This window comes from Candidatus Pelagibacter sp. HIMB1587 (assembly GCF_052047775.1).
In the GTDB taxonomy this organism is placed as follows: Bacteria; Pseudomonadota; Alphaproteobacteria; order Pelagibacterales; family Pelagibacteraceae; genus Pelagibacter.
In genome coordinates, this window is record NZ_JBNAJJ010000001.1 from 733,474 (window position 1) to 754,432 (window position 20,959).

Below are 20,959 nucleotides of genomic sequence, written 5' to 3' on the forward strand. Positions count from 1 at the left end.
CAACTATGAGCAACAATCTTCCCACACTATCTAATGAGGGTGGTCTTTCTGCATATTTAGAACAGATTAAAAAATTCCCAATGTTGGCTGCAGAAGAAGAATATATGTTAGCTAAAAATTGGAAAACAACTGGAAATATTAAAGCTGCTGAAAAATTAGTAACTAGTCACTTAAGATTAGTTGCAAAAATTGCTATGGGATACAAAGGCTATGGTCTGCCAATTAATGAAATGATTTCAGAAGGAAATGTTGGTTTGATGCAGGCTGTTAAAAAATTTGAACCTGAAAAAGGTTTTAGATTAGCAACTTATGCTATGTGGTGGATTAAAGCATCCATCCAAGAATATATTTTAAGATCTTGGAGTCTTGTAAAAATTGGAACAACAACTGCTCAAAAAAAATTATTTTTTAATTTAAAAAAAATTAAAAACCAAATATCCCCTGAAACTGAAGGTGATTTAAGGGACGAACACGTAAATCATATTGCCAACAAACTTGATGTGAGTAAAGAAGAAGTTGTTTCAATGAACAGAAGACTTTCTGGAAAAGAGTTTTCATTGAATGCTCAAGTTGGAGAGGATGGTGATGAATGGCAAGACTGGTTAGTAGATAAAGAGCTTGATCATGATTTAAAATTTGCTCAACATGAGGAAATGGAGCAAAGAAAAGACTTATTAAAAGATTCTATTACAGTACTTAATGATAGAGAAAGAGAGATATTGTATTCAAGAAGACTTAATGATGATCCAACTACCCTGGAAGATTTAAGTAAAAAATATAAAATTAGTAGAGAAAGAGTTAGACAAATAGAAAATAAAGCATTTGAAAAACTTCAAAAACAAATGCTACTTCTTGCTAAATCTAAAAATTTATTACCTGCAAATTAAGCTTCAAAAGGATTTTCAATTAAAATAGTATCTTCTCTTTCAGGACTAGTAGAGACGCTTGATATTTTTGCACCTATAAAATCTTCTACTGCAAAAATATATTTTTTTGCATTATCAGGTAATGAGTCCATATTTTTAATTCCACTAGTAGATACTTTCCAGCCTGGAAAAGATTTGTAAATTGGTTTTATTTTAATTTGATCCTCTACAGCAGCAGGCAAATAATCTAATTTTTCTCCATCTAGTTCATAAGCAATGCACATTTTAATTTCATCTAATTCATCAAGAACGTCCAATTTTGTTAAAGCTATACCATCTATACCTGAAACTTTAATTGTTTGTCTTACTAGAACACCATCAAACCACCCACATCTCCTTTTTCTACTTGTAACAGTTCCAAATTCTTTTCCACGTGTGCCCAAAAGTTCACCTACTTCGTCAGTTAGTTCTGTTGGAAAAGGCCCTTCCCCTACTCTTGTTGTATAAGCTTTTGTAATTCCTAAAACATAGTTTATTGAATTAGGACCACAGCCTGTTCCAGTAGCTGCGCTCGAAGCAACTGTATTAGATGAAGTTACAAAAGGATAAGTTCCATGATCTACATCAAGTAAAATACCTTGGGCACCTTCAAATAAAATTTTCTTTTTTTGCTTTTTAAATTGATCAATTTTAAGCCATACAGGCTGTGAAAATTTTAATATTTTAGGAGCAATTTTGAGTAAATCAAATTTAAGTTGATCTTTTTCAAAAATTTTTTTTCCAAGTCCTTTTCTGATTGCATTATGATGTATCAATACAGAATCTAATCTTTGATCTAAATTTTTTTCTGATCTTAAATCCATAACCCTTATTGATCTTCTTCCTACTTTATCCTCATAAGCAGGACCAATTCCTCTTCTGGTAGTTCCTATTTTACTTTTTCCTGCCGTATCTTCTCTAATTTCATCCATTTCTCTATGGAATGGCAAAATCAGATTTGCAGATTCTGATATTATGAAGTTATCTACATCTACTTCTACACCTTTAGATTTGATCTCTTCAATTTCTTCCAACAAGGCCCAAGGATCTACAACAACACCATTACCAATTATTGATATTTTACCTTTTCTAACAATGCCAGATGGAAGTAATCTTAGCTTATAAGTAACGCCATCAATAACAAGAGTGTGGCCCGCATTATGACCACCTTGAAATCTAATAACTACATCTGCCTGTTCAGATAACCAATCAACAATCTTACCTTTTCCTTCATCACCCCATTGAGATCCAACAACAACTATGTTTTTCATTAATTAAATTTTTTATTTACTTTTATAGAAGTGAGATGGTTAATTGGACCATGACCTCTTCCATAATTTGGGTTTGTTTTAATAGCTGAATTTACATAGTTAATTCCAAGCTCACAAGATTTCTTTGCTGGTTTTCCACACGATACAAATGTAGTGACTGCACTTGATAAAGTACAACCTGTACCATGAGTATTATTTGTTTTATAACGCGTACTATTAAAAATCTTAATATCATTTTTATTAACAAAAACATCCTTAACTATTTTATTTTTTGAATGTCCACCTTTAATAAGAACATTTTTAGCTCCAAATTCCATAAGCTTATTTGCAGCGTAAATCATATCTTCAACAGATATGATTTTTGTTTCAGTCAAAATTTCAGCTTCAGGAATATTAGGAGTAACTAGTGAAACTTTTTTTATTAATTCCGATTTTAATAACTTAATTGCTTTATTATCTATTAATTTGGCGCCACCTTTTGCAACCATGACAGGGTCTAAAATAATACTTTTAACTTTAATTAAATTTAAAGCTTTAATTACCATCTTGATAACATTAGATGAGTGTAACATTCCTATTTTGATTGCATCAGGCTTAATATCTTTGGAAGTAAAAACTATTTGATTAAAAATTTCTTTTGGATTGATGCCTACTATTGATTTCACACCTGTAGTATTTTGAATTGTAACTGCAGTTATAGCTGTCATCGCATAAGAACCTAGAGCTGTAACAGTTTTAATATCAGCTTGTATACCAGCCCCACCAGATGAATCTGAACCCGCAATAATTAAAATTTTCGAATTTGGTTTCAATTTATTTTATTTTTTTGGATATCATGTTTACACATCTGGATAAAAGTATTTTATTATCGCTTTCTGCCATCACTCTAATTTTAGATTCTGTTCCTGATTTTCTAACTAAAACTCTTCCCTTACCATGAATTAATTTTTCTGCGAGTTTTATAACTTTTTTTATTTCAGGTTTATTAATAATATTTTTATCTTTAACAGTTATATTTTCTAATAATTGAGGAGTTTTTTTAAAACTCTGAAAAAATTCACTCGTTTTTTTACCTTTTCTCAGAGCAAAAAGAACTTCTAAAGCTACAAGCAACCCGTCTCCTGTTGTTGCAAATTTACCTAAAATAATATGTCCTGATTGTTCACCACCTAAATTAAATTTATATTTTTGCATTTTTTCTTTAACATATCTATCGCCTACATTAGCTCTTAAAAATTTTATTCTTTTGGATTTTAAATATTTTTCCAATCCATAATTCGACATTAGAGTTCCAACAACACCACCTTTTAGCATTTTTTTATTTTTCCATCTTGCAGCTAAAGCAGCTATTATTTGATCACCATCTACAATGTTACCTTTTTCATCGCACATTATAATTCTATCAGCATCTCCATCTAAAGAAATGCCAATATGAGCTTTATATTTTTTTACAGCTGTTCTAATTTTTCTTGGAAAAGTTGAGCCACAATCTTTATTAATGTTTAGACCATTTGGGTTTACACCTATTGCTATAACCTTAGCACCTAATGATTTTAATAACTCAGGCCCTGCTTTATAACCAGCACCATTGGCACAATCTATAACAATTCTTAATCCTCTTAAATTGAACTCTTTTATGAAATTTTTTTTTAATATTTTAATATATTGTTTAGTCCCTGTTTCTAATCTTTTAACTCTTCCTAACTTTTCAGGACTGGAAAGGTTATTTGATATTTTTTTATCTATAAGAGCTTCTATTTTTTTTTCTATTTTATCTGATAATTTCATTCCATCAGGACCAAATAATTTTAATCCATTGTCATAATGAGGATTATGAGAAGCTGTAATCATAATACCCATATTAGCCTTCATTTCTTTTGTAAGCATAGCTAATCCATTGGTTGGTAAAGGACCCAATGTGTAAACATGCATGCCAGCAGAAGCCAAACCAGAAACAAGCGCAGGTTCAAGTGTATATCCTGACAATCTTGTATCTTTGGCTATTATCGCTGTTTGTTTTTTTTTCTTTTGGGATTTAAAATATGTACCACTAGCTAGTCCAAACTTAAAAAACATATCTCCATTAATATTTTTGCTATTAATAGCTCCTCTTATTCCATCTGTTCCAAAATATTTTTTTGCCATTATTTATTTGTTATCTCTTTAAAAACTTTAATTGCTTGCATAACTTCATTAACATCATGAATTCTTAAAATCTGAACTCCTTGTGTCATCAAATATAATGATGACGATATTGTTCCTCCAATTCTAGTAAAGCTATCATTTTTTTTGGAAATATCTCTAATAAATCTTTTTCTAGAATTTCCTACAAGTATAGGAAATCCTAATGAATGAAAAATAGAAACACTTCTGATTAAATTCATATTATGTTTCAGTTTTTTTCCAAAACCGATTCCAGGGTCTAAAATTATATTGTTATGTTTAATACCTTTAGACCTTAGAAGTTTTATTTTTTCCTCAAAAAAATCATAAATATCTAGTAATTCATTATTATATTTTGGATTTTTTTGCATATTTTCTGGTGTTCCAAGCGTGTGCTGAATGACAAAAGGAACTTTATTTTTTTTTAATACGTTTATTGTTTCTGTATCAAAACTTAAGCCTGAAACATCATTAATTAGTTTTACACCTAATTTAATTCCATTTTTCATTATATCAGATTTTCTAGTATCCAAAGAAATCGGAATTTTTTTTACAATAGATTTTAAGATTTCATTAATTCTTTTCCACTCATCTTCTTTATTTACTGTTTTTGAACCTGGTCTCGTTGACTCTCCTCCAACATCGATTAAATCAGCACCATCGTTATATAGTTTAAAAGCATGACTTATTCCTCTTTGTTTTGTATTAAATTTTCCTCCATCAGAAAAACTATCTGGGGTAACATTTAAGACACCTAGTATATTTGGAACTTTTTTAAATTCTAAGTTAGAAAAATTTTTTTTTTTAGTTTTAATTTTTTTTAAATCTAAATTAACTTTTTTCTTTAAATCATTTGGTAAATATTTTATTTGATTAATTGAAATTTTTTTCTTTGATTTTCTAGTTATTATTTCAATATGATCAAACGATATTTCCTTGATTTGATGTAATGGTATGGCTTTTTTTTTACTTACTAAAATTTTTGACTGATTACCATAATAGAAATTACACGCTCTTGTGTAATATCTTTGCATTATAAATTAATGAACAATTTTTGGTTTTAGACCCATGGCTCCTAAAGCCGAGTCATGATCATCTTTTGAGTCTTGATTTTCTAAAATTTTATCTTTTGGATATAAGTTTTTGTTAATTATGTTCTCAATCTCTTCACCTGTTAAGGTTTCATAAGTAATTAATGCTTTAGCAATTTTATGTAGATCGTCAATTTTCTCAGTCAAAATTTTCTTTGCTTGATTATATCCTTCATCGACTAGTTTCCTAATCTCCTTATCAATTTTTTGAGCAACTTCTTCAGAAACTGATTGTGTTTGAGTAACAGATCTACCTAAGAAAACTTCCTCTTGATTTTCTCCATACTCAACTGGACCCATTTCCTCACTCATACCATATTTAGTTACCATCGCTCTTGCAAGTTGAGTAGCTTGATTAATATCTGAACCACTTCCTCCACCAGCTCCTGTAGAAATGTTATCTTTTCCAAAAATTAATTCTTCTGCAACTCTTCCTCCAAAACAAACTGCTAGTCTAGCTTTTAAATATTTGATTGAATATCCATGTTTATCTCTTTCTGGTAAATTCATAACCATTCCCAAAGCTCTTCCTCTTGGAATGATAGTGGCTTTGTGAATTGGATCATAACTAGGCATATTAAACGAGACTAAAGCATGACCACCTTCGTGATATGCGGTAAGTTTTTTTTCATCCTCAGTCATTACCATTGATCTTCTTTCAGCACCCATTAATACTTTATCTTTTGCCTCTTCAAATTCTAACAAAGTTACAATTCTTTTATTTTTTCTAGCTGCTAATAAAGCAGCTTCATTAACTAAGTTAGCTAAATCTGCTCCTGAAAAACCGGGGGTCCCTCTTGCAATAGTTCTTAAATTTACATCGGGTGCCATCTTAATTTTTTTCACATGGACTTTTAATATTTTTTCTCTTCCAATAATATCTGGGTTTGAAACAACTACTTGTCTGTCAAATCTTCCAGGTCTTAATAGTGCTGGATCAAGAACATCAGGTCTATTTGTTGCTGCAATTATGATAACTCCCTCATTAGTATCAAACCCATCCATCTCTACTAATAACTGGTTTAAAGTTTGCTCTCTTTCATCATTACCTCCACCTAAACCTGCACCTCTACTTCTTCCAACTGCATCTATTTCATCAATGAATATTATGCACGGAGAATTTTTTTTACCTTGTTCAAACATATCTCTTACTCTTGATGCTCCAACACCAACAAACATTTCAACAAAATCTGAACCAGAGATAGTAAAGAAAGGAACTCCTGCTTCACCTGCAATAGCTCTTGCTAACAAAGTTTTTCCCGTTCCTGGAGGTCCAACCAATAAAGCACCTCTAGGTATCTTTCCACCAAGTCTACTAAATTTTTTAGGGTCTTTTAAAAATTCTACAATTTCTTCTACTTCTTCTTTTGCCTCTTCTACTCCAGCAACATCATTAAATGTTACTTTGCCTTTAAGTTCATTCATCATCTTAGCTTTTGACTTGCCAAATCCCATTGCTCCACCTTTTCCACCTTGCATCTGTCGCATAAAAAATATCCAAACAGCAATTAATAAAAGCATTGGGAACCAAGAAAGTAGTACGCCAAATAAAGATGGCATTTTTTCTTCTAACGGAGCTGCTGAAATACTTACTCCTTTGTCTGATAATTTTTCAATTAAATTTGGATCGTTTGGAGCATAAGTTGAAAATGAATTTCCATTTGAGTAAACACCCTTGATGTTGTTTCCCTGTATCTCAACTTTTAAAACTTCTCCATTTTCAACTGAAGTTAAAAAATCTGAAAAAATTATTTGATTTCCTCCTCTAATATTTGATTGAGGATTTTTAAACATGTTATAAAGACCAATAGTTAAAAAAACTATTATTCCCCACATAGCCAGATTTTTAAAATTCATGGTGTAAAGATAAGAATTATTGCAAATTAAACAAGTGACAAAATAACTATAAATTTAGTGATATTAACGCTCTTTATATACAATTACAGTTTTATTGATTTTTTTTATTACACAATTCCCAAGTGTAGACTTAAAAGTAATTTTACTCTGTAGATTTTCTAAAATATTGGTAATTTTTTTACCTCTGGGCGGAAAATACTTTTTCCCAACTAACTGTAAGATCTTTGAAAATGACCTGAACAAAACTTCTTGAGGAAAGTTAAAAAATTCTTCTTTTAATACAACTTTATTTTGAGAAATAATCGAATTTTCTTTTAAATTTTTTTCACAAAAAAACTGGATTGATTGGTCGACACTTTTTAAATTACTAATTGATAATTTAAATTTACTTTTATCCAAACCTTCACTTTCAAGATTTTTAATTAAATTTCTTACTCTCACTCTTGTAAAAATTTCATCTTCATTTGAAGGGTCTTCTACATATTTATTAAACACCTTTTTTGAGATGTAGATTAAATCTTTTTTTTCAACGTTTATTAAAGGTCTTAAGATATTTGCATTATTAATTAAAGTCGTTTTGTCTAAAGATACGATACCCTTTAAACCACTACCTCTTAAAAGCCTAATTAAAAAATTTTCATAAACATCATCTTCATGATGACCAAATAAAATATGATTAATTTTAAATTTTTTTGATTGGTTAATTAAGAGATTATATCTTTTTTTTCTTGCAAGAGATTGGATATTATTTTTGGGTTTTTTCCCATTCCATTTTAAAATATCTAAATCTATAGAAAAATCCTTCAAAAGATTTTTTACAAATAAAGCTTCTACAGATGAATTATTTCTCAATTTATGGTCAACTAGAAAGTATTTAATTTTTAAAGATTTTTTAATTGAATAAATTTTTGAAAAAAAAGCTAAAGCAAGACTATCAGGGCCACCTGACACAGCAACTGTAAAATCGTTATTTAAATTTAAATTATTTTCAAATTTATTATAGATTTTATAAATTCTTTTATCTCTTAGCTTATTAAGAAGTTGTTTATGAATCTTGCTTGAGGCATTCAAATTTTTTAGACTCATATTTTGCTTTTTGTATTACAGACTGATTTGCGTTTGGATATTGCAACTCTACACCATTAATCATCTTACAGCCTTGATCTTTTTCACCAATTTGAACCATTGAAACTCCAAGTTTTAATAAATTTATTGGAGCTTTCTTTCCTTTTGGATATTTTTGATATCCTTCGAGATAAGCTGAAGCAGCATCAGTATAAAGTTGTCTTATTCTGAAAGTTTCTGCATACCAATATTGAGCACTACCTGCTAATTCATCTTCAGGATTTGATAACACAAATTCTCTAAAAGCTCTTTCTGCTGTACTGTAATCTCCAACTTTTAAGAAACTTGTTGCAAATTCATATTGTTCTTTAGGAGTTAAATCTATTGGTAAAATTTTATCTTCAGCTTGAAAAGTTTCTTCTACAATAGAAGCTGTGGTATCAACCGATTGAATCTGTTGATTCTCCTCTGAAGTTTCCATATCTTTATAAGAAATTGTACCTAAGTCCTGAGGCTGCGAGCTTCCAGGAAGAATTTGCTTCTCAATTTTAGGCGCAGAACTGAGTTGTTGACTGCTATCAATTACATTAACAGAACTTAAATCATTTTCTATATCTTGAAACCTTATCTGATTATCAGACTGTAGCTTGGATACTCTGTTCGAAAGTTTATCAAGCTTAAAATTAATTTCCTCAAATTTATTAGTAAGTTCTCTAAACTGCTCCTCGACCTCTGATAACTTTAACAAATGTCTAGTTAAGACATCCTCAGAATTATTATCAAGACTTGATACTGATTGATTATTTGTTGTACTTTCTATTTCTATTGATCCTGAATAAACGGCTCTTTCAAGAGTTTTTAAATCTTTTTTAATTAAATCTAAAATTTCATAAATATTATGGTTATCTGAGTAAGCAATTCCCGAAAAAAAGAAATTTAATATTATTATTAAATTAAATAATGTTGATCTAAAAAGTGATCTCATTAAATTTTTATATGATTATAAAAAGGCAAAAAAAAGACCCTAAAAGTTTTTAATTTTAGGGTCTTTTTTAAAAATTCTTTAGTTTGCTTTAACAGTAACTGATCTTCTGTTTTTAGACCATGCTAAAGGATTTGATCCTGAGTCAACAGGTCTTTCTTTACCATAACTTATTACAGTAATTCTGTCTGATGAAACACCATAAGTCATTAGATAATCTTTTGCAGCGTTAGCTCTTCTTTCTCCAAGTGCTAAGTTATATTCTCTTGTTCCTCTTTCATCTGCATGACCTTCTAAAACTACAGTGATGTTAGAATTTTCTCTTAACCAAGCAGCTTGAGCTCTTAAAGTTTCTCTTGAAGCTGTAGTTAATATAGATTCGTTAGTTGCAAAGAACACTCTATCAGCAACACCATCTGCTAAATATTTTACGCTATCTGTTCCAACGTAAACGTCTCCTTGCATTTGACCTGCAATTTTTTCAATTTTAGTTACTTCTTCTTTTTTAGTTTCTTCTTTTGGCGCCTCTACAGCTACCTCTTTTTTTGTTGCACACGCTGTTAAGATTATTCCAGCTGAAATAACTAATAACATGTTTTTGAAAATTTTGTTTAATCTCATTAATTTGCTCCTTGCTGCTTTTTCAAATACTATTTTTTTCACAACTAATTAGATGTTTCAACCCAAAAAATCAAGAAATTTCATCGTATTTAAAGATAAAATGATATTAATTACTTAATAAAGACGACCAAGATGGGTCAGATGCGTCCGTCTCAGTTGTTATCAATCTTTCATTATAACCAGTTAAATCAATAGACCATAATTTAGCAGAAAAACCTTCGCCTTTAGAATTAGTTTTTGTTTCTCTATAAAATATCAAAACTCTTCCATTGGGTGACCAAGATGGGGCCTCTTGATAATAGTTTTCTGTTAACAATCTTTCACCAGTTCCATCCGTTCTCATCACTCCAATATAAAATTTTCCTTTATGTAATTTTGTAAATGCAATTAAATCACCTCTAGGAGACCAAACTGGTGTTCCGTACAAACCATTACCAAAAGAAATTCTTTTCACGTCACTTCCATCATTTTTCATGACATAAATTTGTTGGTAACCACTTCTGTCAGAGTTAAAAGTTATATATTTTCCATCTGGAGAATAAGAAGGTGATGTATCAATTGAAGGATGATTTGTTATTCTCTCTACTAATCGAGTTTCTAAATTCATTGTATAAATATCTGATTTTCCATCTTTTGCGAAACTCATGATTATTTTTTTACCATCAGGTGAAAATCTAGGAGCAAATGTCATTCCAGGAAAATCTCCAACTACTTCCTGTGTTCCGGTTTCAATATCTAAAAGATAAACACGTGGCATATTTTTAAAATAAGATAGATAAGTAACCATTTGGCTAGCAGGGTTAAATCGTGGAGTAAGTACAAGCTCATTTCCTAAAGTTAGAAATTTGTTATTTGCACCATCTTGATCCATGATAGCTAATTTTTTTATTCTTTGTGTTTTTGGTCCTTCTTCAGCTACATAAATTATTCTTGTATCAAAATACCCTTTTTCTCCTGTTAACCTCTCATATACTTTATCTGATATGATATGCCCAACTCTTCTCCAATTTGTTGGTACAGTTGTAAATGCTAAAGCCATCATCTCTTTTGCAGCAAGCACATCCCAAAGTCTAAACTCAACTCTTAATTTATCATTAATAAAATTTACTTTACCAGTGATAAGTGCTTGAGCTTTAATTAAATTCCAATCCTCAAATCTTGGTTTTAAATTTGCTATATCTGGAGCTTGTAAAAATGCTTTTTTATCCAAAGGATTAAATAAACCTGAAGTTCTTAAATTATTTTCAACAATTAATGATATTTCAGATCCAATGTTCTCTTTATCTAAAATTTGCTCAAAATTTTTTCTAGACGTTTCATCTATTGATAATGGTGAGACTGCAAGTGGAAGAGGGTTTAAATTTCCCCTTGTAATATCAACTTCAATTAACGCTAAAGCTTTTAATGGAAAAAAAACAAAAATGAAAATTATAAATTTTTTAATCATAAATTCTTTATACTAACCTCCTAACATCTCTCTTGCATCAAAATTTAATTGTAATTCTTTCCATCTCTCGTAACCAGAAGCTGGAACTCTCAAAGGTTGACATAATCTTACTGCTCTTAAGGCACTTTCTGCTAAGACTTTATAAAAACCTTGTCCAGGTTTATTCATTCTAGCATGATCTAAAATCTCAGTTTTGGTGACTGAACCATCTGGTTTAAGCTTTAACTTTATTCTAACTAGTAAATTTTCATCATAAGGCAAACCTAAAGGTATGCTCCAACAACCAAATATTTGGGCCTTTAAAGCATCTTCCTCACTTAAAGTTAGTTTAGAGTTTTCAATGTTTCTCACTTGATCTTGAGTAACATCATTATTGGTTTTCACTTTTTCTGCTGTTTCTTCTTTTGATTTATCTATTAATGCTGCAATATTGTTTGGATCAAATAAATCTTTTTTTTCAAACTCAGATACTTGCTTTACTTCATTATCCACTTTTTCTGGATTTTGTTTTTTTTCCTCTTTGGTCTTTAATTTTTTTACCTCTTTATCTGGCAAAGGGACAGCTTCAGGATTTTGTTTTTCTATCGTTTTGTTTTTTTTCTCTGAGACAACAGTCTTAGTTTTGGTTTTTTTTACTTTTTTCGGTGGAGCTTGTTCTGAAACCAGTTTTTTTTCTTTTTCTTTTACTTTTTCAATAATTTTTTTTGCTTTAGGCGCAAAAGGAATATTTGTTTCTTCTGTTATTTGAATTAATTCAACAGAGACTATGGGTGGAATATCAATGGGTTTTTTTGAGAGAAAAGGCAAACTTAAAGCTGTAAGAACAACTAATGATATATGTAAAGCTGAGGATATAGCGATACTACTACTCTTCACTGTAACTACCTTTGTTTAAGGGGCTCAGAGATTAGCGCAACCTTTGTAAAACCAGATCCAGACAATAAACCCATTATCTCTAAAACTCTTCCATAGTTTATTGTTTTATCACCTCTTACATAAATTCTTGTGTCAGTTCTATTTTTTGAAACAGCTAAAACTTTAGCAATTATATTGTCATACTCTACTTTTGATTCTTGAATAAAAATTTCACCTTTCGCATTGATAGAAAGTGTCAAAGGTTCTGTTTCCTCAGGCAAAGAATCTGCTGAACTCTCAGGTAGATCAACTTGAACACCAACTGTTAAAAGTGGTGCTGTGACCATGAATATAATTAATAAAACTAACATTACATCAACAAAGGGCGTGACGTTAATTTCACTCATTGGTTCCTTTGATGAGCGATTTAATCTGAAAGCCATTTAAATTATTGTTAAAAATCTTTTTGAAAAATTCTCTAATTTCTCTGAGTATTTTTTTGCGTCTGTATTAAATTTATTATAAGCAACTACAGCAGGTATCGCTGCTAACAATCCTAATGCAGTAGCAAACAATGCTTCAGCTATACCAGGTGCAACTATTGCAAGACTAGTATTTCTTGAAATAGCAATTGACTGAAAAGAATTCATAATTCCCCAAACTGTTCCAAACAATCCAATAAATGGTGCAGTTGAGCCAACAGTTGCTAAAAAAGTAAATCCTTTTTCAATCTTTGACATTTCTTTTTCTATTCCTCCTTCAAGGAAGGCAGTCATTCTTTCACTCAAGTTTGTTTTGGATTTTTTCTTTAGCAAGTTTTCCATGGCATTTTGAAAAACCAAAGACATTGGGTCATCTAAATTATTTGGTAAACTATTATAAAAATTTTCAGCAGATTTAGAGTTCCAAAATTTTTCTTCAAATTCCTCAGAAGATTTATTTATTTTTTTAAAAAGTCTGTATTTTTCTATAATCACGGCCCATGAGTATACAGAGCAAAGTATAAGGCTAATCATTACTGCTTTAACAATTATATCTGCTTTTAAAAATAAGCTAAAAAGTGAAAAATCTGTATTTGTGCCTAGGTCTATTGCTTTTGCGGCTATGTCTGCTTCCATAATCACTCATCACACTTAATTGTGTCATGAATTTGACTATATAAATTTAAAGATTATTCATTTTTGTATGTTTCATGAAAATAACTGGCTATCAGAATTGCATCAGCTTTATTAGAGTCTTTTTTTTTAGATAAATTTGATGAAAAATAAGGAAATATTTCAATAGCTCTTGTCCTGCTAGCATCCTTTTCTGAATTAATTAAATTAAAATATTTTTTCCATTTTGCTGGTCTTACAAAATAAATTGGCAACTGCATTGCGCTACAAATCCCTTTTAAAATTCCAAAAGATTGGCCAAAATTAAACATACTGGTAACCCCTTGGCCTGGCATAGCTGAGACTTGTTCTATAACTACTTTAATATTTTTTTTTTCATATGTTTTTATTCTTAAAGAAATTTCATTATATATTTGAGATCCATTAACTTGTTTTTTATTTTTTTTTCCTTCTGTCATTGTTGGCATCTCAAGGACATCATTGATTATTCCATCTTCTAAAAAACATATGGATCCAGAAATACCTGGGTCAATTCCAATTATTAACATTAAATATTTCCCAAATTAACGTTTGAAAAAACGTTCTGAACGTCATCATCATCTTCTAAATTTTCTAAAAATTCAATAACACTCTCTTTTTCATCATTTGTAATATCAACACTGTTTATAGGTACCCATTCAATCTCTGTGGAAATAAAGTTTGCAATTTTATTTTCTAAATTTTTTTTAACATTATATATTTCATTTGAAACACACTGAACTTCATGAAATTCTTCGTGGGATATACATTCCTCTGCACCAGCTTCTATTGCTAACTCAAAAATTTTATCATCTGATATTTCATTTTTATCAATCTTTATTATTCCAAGTTGTTTAAAGTTATGAGATGCCGATCCTTGCGTACCTAGACTTCCACCAGATTTCTGAAAAATGGTTCTCACATTGGAAGCTGTTCTATTTTTATTATCAGTTAAAGTTTCTACAATTACAGCAATTTTCTTTGGACCAAATCCCTCATATCTCAAATTTTCAAAATTTGCACCAGATGCAGCAGAAGATTTATCTATAGCTCTTTCAATATTATCTTTTGGCATATTTGCTGATCTAGCAGCCTGTACTGCTGATCTTAATCTTGGATTCATTGCAGGATCTTTATCTCCTAACTTTGCAGCTACTGTAATTTCTTTCGATAACTTCGAGAAAATTTTTGAACGTTGCTTATCAGCTTTTCCTTTTTTATGCTTAATACCTGCCCAATGTGAATGACCTGCCATATCTAAATTAAAAAATTTTTTAATTTTTCCCCAAATATATAACTATTAATGTTTTTAGCTAAGCCTGTATTTATATCACAATCTACAATAACACCAGACAAAGTCCCTTCTCCAACTGCAGGAAAATGTTTAACCGAGTCTTTTTTTAAAAATCTGTTTAATGAATTCTCTTTATCCATCCCAATTACTGAGTCGTAATCACCACACATGCCTGCATCAGTTTGATATCCAGTACCATTGTTTAGTATTCTAGCATCATTCGTTGGTACATGTGTGTGTGTCCCAACAACTAAAGTTGCATGACCATCAAAAAAATGACCTATAGCATTTTTTTCACTAGTAATTTCACCATGAAAATCAACCACTAATAAATCGTAGTCATCTTTTAATTTATATTCACTTAAAAATTTTTTTGAAGTTTCAAAAACATCTTCACACTTTTTCATAAAAACATTGCCCATAAGGTTAAGTACACCAACTCTTACATTTTTATCAGTTTTGAAAATTTGAAAACCTCGGCCTGGTGCAGGTTCAAAAAGGTTTTTAGGACGTAACAATCTCTCTTCTTTTTCTATGTACTTCATGATTTCTTTTTGATCCCATACATGATTACCAGTTGTTATTACGTTAACACCACAGTTATAGAAATCTTTGCAAATTTCCTCTGTCAAACCAACACCTTGGGCTGCAGCATTTTCACCATTAGCAATAACAAAATCAATTTTTTTTGATTTAATTTCACTAAGCAAGCTACTCGTAAGTTTAGAACACCCCGAAATACCAACAACATCGCCTAAAAATAAAATTCTCAAAATATTAAACCTCTTTCAGTAATTATTAAATCAAGCTTCTTATCATAATTATTAATTGGTACCTCTTTTAATTCTTGGAAAGAAAAAGCAAATCCAACTTTAAAGACCTTTTTTTTAATTTCAATTTTTTCAATATAACGATCATAAAAACCACCACCATAACCTAAACGGTTAAATTGCTTATCAAAAGCTAATAGTGGAACTAATAATATATCTGGATAAACTTTCTTTTGAGATAATGGTTCAATAATCCCATATTTGTTTATCTTTAATGGATTATCTTTGGACCATTCATAAAAGTCCATTTGGTTATTTTTCTTGATGATTGGTAATGAGGTAATTTTTTTATTTTTACTAAATAAATTTAAAACTTCTAAGTCATCTATTTCATGATTGCATGGATAATATCCTCCAACAATTCTTGTTTTAAGCTTATTATCACTTAGGAATTTAATTAATTTTAAAGAATTGATTTTCAAATTTTCTTGAAAATTTTTTTTTCTAAGTGATGTTATCTTTCTTCTTAATTTAGATTTATTCACAAATTTATTGAGGTAAATTTTCTTGTTTTGCTTTTTCCACAAAACTTGAAATTTTCTCTGCAGCAGTATCAATTAAATCTTCATATTTTTTTTGATTAGTTTCAATCTCGATTTTTAATTTATCATGATTTAAATTTAACTCTTTTATTTCTTCTTCTTTTTTATCTTTATATTCATAAATTAGAGTTTTTAATTCCTTAAATTTATTTGATAAATCTTTTAATTCTTGTTTCTTCTGTTCAACTTTCTTTTTTGTTTCGTAGTATTCATCCATTATTTTAACTGCCGTAATTAATAAGAGTTTATTCTCTCCTAAATTGCCAAGATCATTTTTTAGATGATTAAATTTTTGGTTTATTTGTATTAACAATTCTTCTAAATGTTCCTCTTGCCCATCATCACAAGATAGTAAAAACTCTTTATTATTAAATTTAATACTTACATTTGCCATTTATCAATCTCTTCCAACAAAGTATCTGTTTCTTGATTTAATTCATCAATTTTCTCAGAAAACTCTATTTGTTTTCTTTCTTCAGCCTTTTCTTTACTTCTAAACTCATCTAATCTTTTTGATAAAATTTCGTTCTGATCTGATAGCTCTTTATATTTTTTTTCTAGCTCATTTTTTTCAATCTCTAATTGATTTTTTTGCAAATTAAGATTTTGAATATTATTTTTCAAATCTGGATTAGTTAGATCTAAATTTTTTAATTCTTCTAAAGCTCGATTAAGTTTTTTTTCTTTTTCGTTTATAGAATTCATATATATATACTTATAATATTAAATAGAATCTTCTTAGTCTAGTCAGGATAATTTTGAGTAAAATACATAACGATTTAGCAAATTGTATTAGATTTTTATCTATTGATGCAGTTCAAAAAGCTAATTCTGGCCACCCAGGAATGCCCATGGGTATGGCGGACGTTGCGACAGTACTTTTTAGGTATTTTTTAAAATTCAATCCACAAAATCCAAATTGGATAAATAGAGATAGATTTGTTTTATCAGCTGGGCATGGCTCAATGCTTCTTTATTCTTTATTGTACTTAACTGGTTATAAAAGTATCTCGTTAAATTCGATTAAAAAGTTTAGACAACTAAACTCTATTTGTGCAGGTCACCCAGAGTATCATCCAAAAACTGGAATTGAAACAACCACTGGTCCACTTGGACAGGGAATAGCAAATGCAGTTGGATTTGCAATAGCTGAAGAAGTACTCAAAAAAAAATTAGGTAAAAATTTAATTAATCACAAAACTTATGTTCTAGCTGGTGACGGTTGCTTGATGGAAGGTATTAGTCACGAAGCAATGAGTTTAGCTGGCCACTTAAAATTAAAAAATTTGGTGATGCTTTTCGATAATAATAATATTTCAATAGATGGTCCAACAAGTCTAGCTGTATCAGACAATTTCAAAAAAAGATTTGAAAGCTATGGATGGGATTACATATTAATTGATGGTCACAATGAAAATCAAATTTATAGAGCTTTAAAAAGAGTTCAAAATGCAAAAAAACCAACAGTAATTTCTTGTAAAACAAAAATTGGATATGGTTCTCCAAATAAGTCTGGCAAGTCGTCTTCACATGGTAGTCCTTTGGGATTAGATGAAATTAAATTAGTAAGGAAAGTACTTAAATGGAAATATAAACCTTTTGAAATTCCAAATAAGTTATTGAACGAATGGAGAGCTATAGGATTCAAGGGTCAGTTAAATGAAAAAAAATGGAACAAATTAATTAAAAAACAAAGTAAAAAATTAAATCTAATCAAAAATAATAACTTTAAAAATATTTTAAATTCAGAAAAGAAACTTGCAATTAAAGAGTCTAAAAGCTTAGCAACAAGAAAATGTTCTGAGTTAACTTTAAGTGCATTAACCAATTCAAATAATAATCTTATTGGTGGTTCTGCAGATTTGGCAGGATCCAACAATACAAAAACAAAAAAACATAAAATTATTACACCAGGAAATTTTGAGGGAAATTATATTCACTATGGTGTCAGGGAACATGCAATGAGTGGCGTAATGAATGGAATTGCACTCCATAGTAATTTTATTCCTTATGGTGGAACTTTTTTAATATTTTCTGATTACTGTAAACCATCGATAAGATTATCAGCTCTAATGCAACAAAGAGTTATTTATGTGATGACACATGACTCAATTGGCTTAGGTGAAGATGGGCCAACACATCAACCAATTGAACAATTATCTGGTTTAAGATCAATTCCAAATCTAAATGTGTTTAGACCTGCAGACAGAATTGAAACAATTGAGTGCTGGGAGCATGCTTTAAAAACTACAAAGACTCCGAGTGTATTGTCTCTAACAAGACAAAATTTAGATCCAATCAGAAAAAAATATTCCTCAAATAATAAATGCTCACTTGGTGCTTATGAAGTGCTTAGAACAAATAAGAAAATTAAATTAACAATTTTGGCAAGTGGTTCAGAGGTAAATCTTGCAGTCGAAACAAGTCAAAAACTTGCCAAAGATAAAATTTATTCTAAAGTTATTTCAGTACCCTGTATGGAGCTTTTTGATAAACAAAGTAAAACTTATAAAAATAAAATACTAAATGAAACCAAAAATAAAATATCCATAGAAGCTGGTTCAAGTGATTGTTGGAAAAAGTATGTTGGAGAAAATGGAAAAAATTTTGGAATTAATGAATTTGGCAGAAGTGCACCATTTAAAGAAATATATAAATTTTTTGGTCTCACAAAAGAAAATATAACCAAAAAATCAAAAAGTTTAATTAATAATTAATAATGACAATTAAAGTTGGAATTAATGGAATGGGTAGAATTGGTCGAATGGTAGTTCGATCAATTATAGAAAGCCAAAATAAAAGAATAAAAATACAACACATCAATAACAGATCAAATTCTGAGGCTACCTGCACATTGATAAAATATGATTCAATACATGGTAAATTTAATGCTGATTTAGATTTTGATGAAAATCATTTGATAATAAATAATGATAAAATTACATTTTCACAGGAGTCTAGTATTGAAAATATAGACTGGAAAAAATTTGATGTTGATTATGTTTTTGAGTGTACAGGAAAATTTAATTCTAAGGAAAAACTTTTAGCTCATATAAAAAATGGAGCAAAAAAAGTAATAGTATCTGCGCCGTGTAAAAATGCAGATAAAACAATAGTATTTGGTGTAAATGAAAAAGATATAACCAGTAAGGACCAAATAATCTCAGCCGCGTCATGCACCACAAACTGTTTGGCTCCAGTTGTACATACACTTAATGAAAATTTTGAAATTGAAAAAGGGTTTATGACCACTATTCATGCATTTACAAGTGATCAAAGAATTCTGGATAATTCACATAAAGACCCAAGAAGAGCAAGATCAGCAAGTCAATCAATAGTTCCAACATCTACTGGTGCATCAAAAGCAATTGGTGAAATAATTCCTAGCTTAAATGGAAAGTTAGAGGGGGTCGCAATGAGAGTACCTACCCCAAATGTTTCACTTGTAGAATTAGTTTTCTGCACGAAAAAAAATATCAATAAAGAAAATATAAATAAATCATTTGAATTAGCATCAAAAAATAAACTAAAAAATGTATTAGAAATCACTTATGAAAAGTTAGTATCAATTGATTTTAATCATAACCCTGCATCTGCGATTGTTGATGGATCTCTTACCAATGTTGTTGGAGACAATATGGGTAAAATTTCAGCATGGTATGATAATGAATGGGGTTTTTCAAATCGTATGTGTGATATTGCAGAATTTATATATCAAAATTCTTAATGCAAAGTGTTTCCAAACTAACCAACCTACAAGGTAAAAAAGTTATTTTAAGATTGGATTTAAATGTCCCTCTTAACAATGGTGAGATAACTGATACAACGAGAATTGACAAAATTCTCCCCACAATTGAGTTTTTATTAAAGCAAAATTCAAAAATAATTATTTTATCTCATGTTGGTCGACCAAAAGGAAAAGTAATAAAAGATCTTTCGTTAAAACCAATACAAGAGAATATAGAAAAAAAATTGAATGAGAAAATAAACCTTATTGAAAAAAATGTGCATGAGATAAAAAAAGACTTACTTGATAATTTTAATGAAAAAATTTTATTAATTGAAAATATTAGATTTTACCCAGAAGAAGAAAAAAACGATACTAATTTTGCAAAACATTTGGCAAGTTTAGGTGATATTTATGTAAATGATGCTTTTTCATGCTCGCATAGATCCCACACATCTGTTTGTGAAATTTCAAAATTTTTACCTTCTTTTTCTGGATTGCAACTAGATCTAGAGATTGGTGCATTAAAAAAAATTACATCTAATATAATTAAACCTGTTACTTGTATAATTGGAGGATCTAAAATTTCTACTAAAATTAATATTATTAAAAATTTAATTCCAAGATTTGATAACATAGTAATTGTGGGTGCAATGGCGAATAACTTAATTGAGCACAATGGATATAATATTGGAAAATCTATTAAGGAAGAAAATGTTAACTCTATAGTTAATGAAATACTTTCATATTCAAAAGAAAAAAGTTGCAATATAGTTTTTCCAGAAGATGTGGTAGTGGCCAATGATTTAAATGGTAACCCTAAAATTAAAGAATTAAATCAGATTGAATTAGATGAAATGATCTTGGATATAGGTCCAAAAACTGTTGAAAGTATATGTAACATTATAGATAATACAAAAACTATATTATGGAACGGTCCTGCTGGATATTTTGAAAATCCCAATTTTGCTAATGGAAGCGCTGAAATTGCAAAAAAAATAGTTGAAAAAAATAAAGAAAATAAAATTTACTCCGTTGTGGGTGGTGGAGATACCGTTTCATTAATTAATTCTTTAAATGCTGTTAAAGACTTTAATTTTGTTTCAACTGCAGGTGGAGCATTTTTGGAATATATTGAAGGAAAGGAACTTCCTGGTATAAGCGCTTTAAATTAGT

The 20,959-nt window shown here is 29.6% G+C and carries 22 protein-coding genes; 4 read left to right on the forward strand and 18 right to left on the reverse strand.

Going from position 1 to position 20,959, the window contains the following annotated elements; genetic code table 11:
• The first annotated feature begins 5 nt into the window (after positions 1-5).
• Entirely contained in the window at positions 6-887 is an 882-nt protein-coding gene (gene rpoH / locus ACTTBE_RS04055) for an RNA polymerase sigma factor RpoH (RefSeq protein WP_262590531.1), read from the forward strand.
• On the opposite strand, the gene ACTTBE_RS04060 is transcribed toward rpoH, so the two are convergent.
• From ACTTBE_RS04060 to ACTTBE_RS04145, 18 genes are all read right to left on the reverse strand, one after another.
• On the reverse strand, positions 884-2,176 hold the full coding sequence (locus tag ACTTBE_RS04060; protein ID WP_440677225.1) for an adenylosuccinate synthase: 1,293 nt from the start codon (positions 2,174-2,176) through the stop codon (positions 884-886). The genes rpoH and ACTTBE_RS04060 overlap by 4 nt on opposite strands.
• Positions 2,176-2,988: a bifunctional hydroxymethylpyrimidine kinase/phosphomethylpyrimidine kinase gene (gene thiD / locus ACTTBE_RS04065; protein ID WP_440677226.1), complete on the reverse strand. Its 813-nt coding sequence runs from the start codon at positions 2,986-2,988 to the stop codon at positions 2,176-2,178. The genes ACTTBE_RS04060 and thiD overlap by 1 nt, the downstream gene beginning before the upstream one ends.
• 1 nt (position 2,989) lies before the next feature.
• Entirely contained in the window at positions 2,990-4,321 is a 1,332-nt protein-coding gene (gene glmM / locus ACTTBE_RS04070) for a phosphoglucosamine mutase (protein ID WP_440677227.1), read from the reverse strand.
• The gene (folP, locus tag ACTTBE_RS04075; RefSeq protein WP_440677228.1) at positions 4,321-5,373 is read right to left on the reverse strand and encodes a dihydropteroate synthase; all 1,053 of its coding nucleotides are present in this window, start codon (positions 5,371-5,373) and stop codon (positions 4,321-4,323) included. Before folP ends, glmM begins: the two co-directional genes overlap by 1 nt.
• Positions 5,374-5,379: 6 nt before the next feature.
• Entirely contained in the window at positions 5,380-7,287 is a 1,908-nt protein-coding gene (gene ftsH / locus ACTTBE_RS04080; RefSeq protein WP_262590286.1) for an ATP-dependent zinc metalloprotease FtsH, read from the reverse strand.
• A gap of 63 nt (positions 7,288-7,350) precedes the next feature.
• Complete coding sequence (gene tilS, locus ACTTBE_RS04085) at positions 7,351-8,373, reverse strand: tRNA lysidine(34) synthetase TilS (RefSeq protein WP_440677229.1); 1,023 nt, start codon at positions 8,371-8,373, stop codon at positions 7,351-7,353.
• A complete protein-coding gene (ybgF, locus tag ACTTBE_RS04090) occupies positions 8,333-9,337 on the reverse strand; it encodes a tol-pal system protein YbgF (RefSeq protein WP_440677230.1) in 1,005 nt (334 codons plus the stop codon). The genes tilS and ybgF overlap by 41 nt, the downstream gene beginning before the upstream one ends.
• A 78-nt stretch (positions 9,338-9,415) precedes the next feature.
• Positions 9,416-9,955, reverse strand: coding sequence for a peptidoglycan-associated lipoprotein Pal (gene pal, locus ACTTBE_RS04095; RefSeq protein ID WP_440677342.1), 540 nt, complete (start codon positions 9,953-9,955; stop codon positions 9,416-9,418).
• A gap of 106 nt (positions 9,956-10,061) precedes the next feature.
• Entirely contained in the window at positions 10,062-11,402 is a 1,341-nt protein-coding gene (gene tolB, locus ACTTBE_RS04100) for a Tol-Pal system beta propeller repeat protein TolB (protein WP_075506060.1), read from the reverse strand.
• Between the two features lie 12 nt (positions 11,403-11,414).
• Positions 11,415-12,278, reverse strand: coding sequence for an energy transducer TonB (locus ACTTBE_RS04105; protein ID WP_075506059.1), 864 nt, complete (start codon positions 12,276-12,278; stop codon positions 11,415-11,417).
• A 5-nt stretch (positions 12,279-12,283) separates the two neighbouring features.
• A complete protein-coding gene (gene tolR / locus ACTTBE_RS04110) occupies positions 12,284-12,700 on the reverse strand; it encodes a protein TolR (protein WP_440634226.1) in 417 nt (138 codons plus the stop codon).
• Complete coding sequence (tolQ, locus tag ACTTBE_RS04115; RefSeq protein ID WP_440677231.1) at positions 12,701-13,375, reverse strand: protein TolQ; 675 nt, start codon at positions 13,373-13,375, stop codon at positions 12,701-12,703.
• Between the two features lie 53 nt (positions 13,376-13,428).
• Positions 13,429-13,920, reverse strand: coding sequence for a crossover junction endodeoxyribonuclease (locus tag ACTTBE_RS04120; RefSeq protein ID WP_440677232.1), 492 nt, complete (start codon positions 13,918-13,920; stop codon positions 13,429-13,431).
• Positions 13,920-14,645 carry a YebC/PmpR family DNA-binding transcriptional regulator gene (locus ACTTBE_RS04125; protein ID WP_440677233.1) on the reverse strand — a complete coding sequence of 242 codons (726 nt, stop codon included), beginning with the start codon at positions 14,643-14,645 and terminating at the stop codon, positions 13,920-13,922. The genes ACTTBE_RS04120 and ACTTBE_RS04125 overlap by 1 nt, the downstream gene beginning before the upstream one ends.
• A 2-nt stretch (positions 14,646-14,647) precedes the next feature.
• The gene (locus ACTTBE_RS04130) at positions 14,648-15,457 is read right to left on the reverse strand and encodes a TIGR00282 family metallophosphoesterase (RefSeq protein WP_440677234.1); all 810 of its coding nucleotides are present in this window, start codon (positions 15,455-15,457) and stop codon (positions 14,648-14,650) included.
• Complete coding sequence (locus tag ACTTBE_RS04135; protein WP_440677235.1) at positions 15,454-15,999, reverse strand: 5-formyltetrahydrofolate cyclo-ligase; 546 nt, start codon at positions 15,997-15,999, stop codon at positions 15,454-15,456. Before ACTTBE_RS04135 ends, ACTTBE_RS04130 begins: the two co-directional genes overlap by 4 nt.
• A gap of 4 nt (positions 16,000-16,003) precedes the next feature.
• A complete protein-coding gene (locus ACTTBE_RS04140; RefSeq protein ID WP_440613988.1) occupies positions 16,004-16,450 on the reverse strand; it encodes a cell division protein ZapA in 447 nt (148 codons plus the stop codon).
• Complete coding sequence (locus ACTTBE_RS04145) at positions 16,438-16,761, reverse strand: 5-formyltetrahydrofolate cyclo-ligase (protein ID WP_440677236.1); 324 nt, start codon at positions 16,759-16,761, stop codon at positions 16,438-16,440. The genes ACTTBE_RS04140 and ACTTBE_RS04145 overlap by 13 nt, the downstream gene beginning before the upstream one ends.
• 53 nt (positions 16,762-16,814) lie before the next feature.
• On the opposite strand from ACTTBE_RS04145, the gene tkt reads away from it, so the two are divergent.
• The 3 genes from tkt to ACTTBE_RS04160 are packed head-to-tail and all read left to right on the forward strand — an operon-like array spanning position 16,815 to position 20,958.
• Positions 16,815-18,773 (forward strand): transketolase, encoded by a 1,959-nt coding sequence (gene tkt / locus ACTTBE_RS04150; RefSeq protein WP_440677237.1) that lies wholly within the window; start codon positions 16,815-16,817, stop codon positions 18,771-18,773.
• Positions 18,774-18,775: 2 nt separating this feature from the next.
• Positions 18,776-19,783 carry a type I glyceraldehyde-3-phosphate dehydrogenase gene (gene gap, locus ACTTBE_RS04155; RefSeq protein WP_440677239.1) on the forward strand — a complete coding sequence of 336 codons (1,008 nt, stop codon included), beginning with the start codon at positions 18,776-18,778 and terminating at the stop codon, positions 19,781-19,783.
• Positions 19,783-20,958 carry a phosphoglycerate kinase gene (locus ACTTBE_RS04160; protein ID WP_440677241.1) on the forward strand — a complete coding sequence of 392 codons (1,176 nt, stop codon included), beginning with the start codon at positions 19,783-19,785 and terminating at the stop codon, positions 20,956-20,958. Before gap ends, ACTTBE_RS04160 begins: the two co-directional genes overlap by 1 nt.
• Position 20,959 lies beyond the last annotated feature (1 nt).

What these genes read in the sequence shown, in the direction of transcription:
- rpoH (WP_262590531.1), top strand. Translation starts at nt 6, where the DNA reads ATGAGCAACAATCTTCCCACACTATCTAATGAGGGTGGTCTTTCTGCA.
- ACTTBE_RS04060 (WP_440677225.1), bottom strand. Translation starts at nt 2,176, where the DNA reads ATGAAAAACATAGTTGTTGTTGGATCTCAATGGGGTGATGAAGGAAAA.
- glmM (WP_440677227.1), bottom strand. Translation starts at nt 4,321, where the DNA reads ATGGCAAAAAAATATTTTGGAACAGATGGAATAAGAGGAGCTATTAAT.
- folP (WP_440677228.1), bottom strand. Translation starts at nt 5,373, where the DNA reads ATGCAAAGATATTACACAAGAGCGTGTAATTTCTATTATGGTAATCAG.
- ftsH (WP_262590286.1), bottom strand. Translation starts at nt 7,287, where the DNA reads ATGAATTTTAAAAATCTGGCTATGTGGGGAATAATAGTTTTTTTAACT.
- tilS (WP_440677229.1), bottom strand. Translation starts at nt 8,373, where the DNA reads ATGAGTCTAAAAAATTTGAATGCCTCAAGCAAGATTCATAAACAACTT.
- ybgF (WP_440677230.1), bottom strand. Translation starts at nt 9,337, where the DNA reads ATGAGATCACTTTTTAGATCAACATTATTTAATTTAATAATAATATTA.
- pal (WP_440677342.1), bottom strand. Translation starts at nt 9,955, where the DNA reads ATGAGATTAAACAAAATTTTCAAAAACATGTTATTAGTTATTTCAGCT.
- tolB (WP_075506060.1), bottom strand. Translation starts at nt 11,402, where the DNA reads ATGATTAAAAAATTTATAATTTTCATTTTTGTTTTTTTTCCATTAAAA.
- tolR (WP_440634226.1), bottom strand. Translation starts at nt 12,700, where the DNA reads ATGGCTTTCAGATTAAATCGCTCATCAAAGGAACCAATGAGTGAAATT.
- tolQ (WP_440677231.1), bottom strand. Translation starts at nt 13,375, where the DNA reads ATGGAAGCAGACATAGCCGCAAAAGCAATAGACCTAGGCACAAATACA.
- ACTTBE_RS04120 (WP_440677232.1), bottom strand. Translation starts at nt 13,920, where the DNA reads ATGTTAATAATTGGAATTGACCCAGGTATTTCTGGATCCATATGTTTT.
- ACTTBE_RS04125 (WP_440677233.1), bottom strand. Translation starts at nt 14,645, where the DNA reads ATGGCAGGTCATTCACATTGGGCAGGTATTAAGCATAAAAAAGGAAAA.
- ACTTBE_RS04140 (WP_440613988.1), bottom strand. Translation starts at nt 16,450, where the DNA reads ATGGCAAATGTAAGTATTAAATTTAATAATAAAGAGTTTTTACTATCT.
- ACTTBE_RS04145 (WP_440677236.1), bottom strand. Translation starts at nt 16,761, where the DNA reads ATGAATTCTATAAACGAAAAAGAAAAAAAACTTAATCGAGCTTTAGAA.
- gap (WP_440677239.1), top strand. Translation starts at nt 18,776, where the DNA reads ATGACAATTAAAGTTGGAATTAATGGAATGGGTAGAATTGGTCGAATG.
- ACTTBE_RS04160 (WP_440677241.1), top strand. Translation starts at nt 19,783, where the DNA reads ATGCAAAGTGTTTCCAAACTAACCAACCTACAAGGTAAAAAAGTTATT.